General features: G+C 57.9%; 3 protein-coding genes and 1 other RNA gene. All 4 read left to right on the plus strand.

The features are described from left to right. A non-coding RNA gene (gene ssrS / locus QZ189_RS11130) (6S RNA) lies at positions 1–154 on the plus strand; the annotation flags it as partial. Positions 155–233: 79 nt separating this feature from the next. After that, the gene (locus QZ189_RS11135) at positions 234–629 is read left to right on the plus strand and encodes a glycine zipper 2TM domain-containing protein (protein ID WP_247478664.1); all 396 of its coding nucleotides are present in this window, start codon (positions 234–236) and stop codon (positions 627–629) included. Between the two features lie 535 nt (positions 630–1,164). Next, positions 1,165–1,524, plus strand: a complete 360-nt coding sequence (locus tag QZ189_RS11140) for a helix-hairpin-helix domain-containing protein (RefSeq protein ID WP_296416900.1) — start codon at positions 1,165–1,167, stop codon at positions 1,522–1,524. Between the two features lie 360 nt (positions 1,525–1,884). Then, positions 1,885–2,130 (plus strand): hypothetical protein, encoded by a 246-nt coding sequence (locus tag QZ189_RS11145; RefSeq protein ID WP_010317268.1) that lies wholly within the window; start codon positions 1,885–1,887, stop codon positions 2,128–2,130. The last annotated feature ends 402 nt before the right edge of the window (positions 2,131–2,532 follow it).

A 2,532-nucleotide genomic window follows, 5' to 3' on the forward strand; every position in this document is an offset into this window, starting at 1 on the left:
TACAGTTTTCTGATCTGACTCCCTTTTCGACTTGGGGCGTCTGTCGCGACAGTGCCGTAGACCGGCCTCGTAGCCGGAAACGAATCTGCGCTTTGACTCCCCTTCTGGTTTATCCAGGTCGGAATCTGGGGCAGAACGGCACAGCGGTTCACCCCATTGCAGCGCAGTTGACGTCGCCTCTGGTCAGATCCAGATCGCGCGTGATCATGGGCTCCCTGTTTTCTTGGCTCCCAATGAAGTCCCTGTCTGTTCTGGCCGGGCTCACGCTTGCGTTCAGCACGGTCCAGGTGAGCCCCGCCTGGGCTCAGCAGGATTCCCAGCCTGGTTACTCCAAGACCAGCACGTGCTTTAAGGACGAATACCGAGAGGAGTACGTCCCCGGAACGAAAGAGAAACCGGGCTACGTCAAGAAGTGGAGCGAAAAGGTCGAGATCCCCTGCACGACGCCTCCAAAGCCGACGGCCTCAGAGAAGGTCGACGACAACAGCTGCATCGAAGGCTCCGTCATCGGTGGTCTTCTCGGCGCGGGTGCTGGGGCTGCTCTCTCCCGCGGCAACGGACGCTGGATCGGCGTTCCAGTGGGTGCAGCAGCAGGCGCCTTGGTGGGTTGCCAGGTCGATGGCGGCTGATGCCCTTGCGCTCAAATGAGGTGTGAGAGAGGCAGTGAGCGTGACCCCACCCACCCCATCAAGCAACCACGCAAGACAGGGTCTCCCCCTCACCCACAAACAATAGACAGGACCAGTCCCTCAAGGCTTCAGCGGGGCTGCCCCCCTGGCTTTTTCTTCAGTTGCTCACGTCGATACAGCCGGAAGGGGGAAGTGTCTCTAGTTTCCGCGGATGATCTGGCAGCGGCTTCGATCCTTTTTCTCCTCCTCTGGGGCCTCAGTGGCCACCGTTGCGGAGCCTGCTGCCCAGCCGACGCCGGCTGAGGTCAGCACAGCTTCTGAACTTCAAACCATCGCCTTCTGGCGCTATCACGCCAGGCTGAGCTTTCACACCCCGCTGGCTTATCTGAAGCGGGATGGCCAGCAGCGTACGCAAAATCCTCCTGATCTTCAGCCGATTCAGCGCACTGGAAAAGGATGTGGCGAATGGATTCCTTATCGCCCTGATGGTTTTGTGGCCTTGGCTGAACTCAGTCAAGTTCAGATCGACTCATGGATGGCGGACTCTGGCGTTGAGCGTGAGCAGAAGCTCAGGCTGCTCATTCGGTTTCGCGAGATTTTTGAGAGCAAGGTGCTCCATGTCGATCAGAAGTTGATGCAGATCTATGCCCTGGTCGATCAGGAGACATTTCGATCGGTGTCCTCCAGCCTCAAGGGTGAGAGCTTTCCCGATGAAGTCTTCATTGCTGAACTGACCACACTGCGCGGTATCGGCCTTCAAAAGGCACAACTGCTCTGGAATGCCGGCCTGAGGACTCCGGCCATGGTTCAGGCGGCTGAAGACGCCGAGCTGCAGTCGATTCGTGGGATCGGTCCAAAGCTCATCGCTCAAATTCGCTCCCAGGAGGTGGCCTGAGGCGTCGCACGGATCTGCGGATCAGGTCTGCTCCCGCGCTTCCAGGGCCGAACAATCGCTGCTCGTAGTTCCTTGGAGGGTTGCCTGGTGGGCATTCGTCTTTGTTCGATGAAGACACCGTCATTCATCGCCACTCGCAGGCTGATCATCGCCAGCAAACCCAGGGGCTTCACGCAGGACTGATGCTCTCGTTGTGTTGTCCCGCGGGATAGCTCGAACTGGTGTGTCGATCGCTACGCCGTTATCAATAAGAACGGTGTCTTTGTGCGATTGGTCACTGATTGAGGTCGCCTCGCACCTGCAGTTTCAAAACTGGGTTGAACAGAGACCATCGTGCCCACCTCATTTAGTAATCCATGCTTGCTTCGCTTTTCTGATCCCAAGGCGGATTACCGCGGCATCTGGGTTTTTTATGACGCGAATCACCTCGGTGCCTATTCCGCCTGCCACGAACTGCTGGCTCACGGTGAGCCCATGCGTGTGGTGGAACAACGGGAACTCGAGAGCCTCCTTGAAGCCCGTCGCTTTAGTCAGCATTTGATCCTGCATGGATGGTCACCGCAGGTGATTCACTCGGAGCTGGGCTACCGGCTCATTGGTTTTTAACGCTCTACCGCTAGCTGGCGAGTGGGTGAGTTGTTCTGCACCAGCCCGGAGCATGCGTGCAGCGGGCACCCTTGGCACTTCGCTTGCGGTTGGTCGGTTTCTTCAATTCGCTGATCGCAGCTTGATCAGTCGATTTGTTGTTGTCGTTGTGTTGATCTGGGGCCATTGATGCCTCCCAGCGACAGCCAAAGCCTGCCAGCTCTTTCCGATTCGACAAGAGCAGCGTTTCTGCTCACTGACGCCGGCGTTTGCTGTTTCCAGACTTGAGTGCATCCGATGTTGGCGTGACCACGTGATGTCCCGGTTGCTGGTTGCTGTTGGCTTCAGTCTTGGCTTGTTTCTGGCCCCAGCGTTCGCGCAAAGCAGTTCTACGCCGTCCGCAGGGGGCCAAGAGCAGCTCAG

The sequence above is a fragment of the Vulcanococcus sp. CPBay_Sum15L08_68 genome, assembly GCF_017855895.1.
In the GTDB taxonomy this organism is placed as follows: Bacteria; Cyanobacteriota; Cyanobacteriia; order PCC-6307; family Cyanobiaceae; genus Vulcanococcus.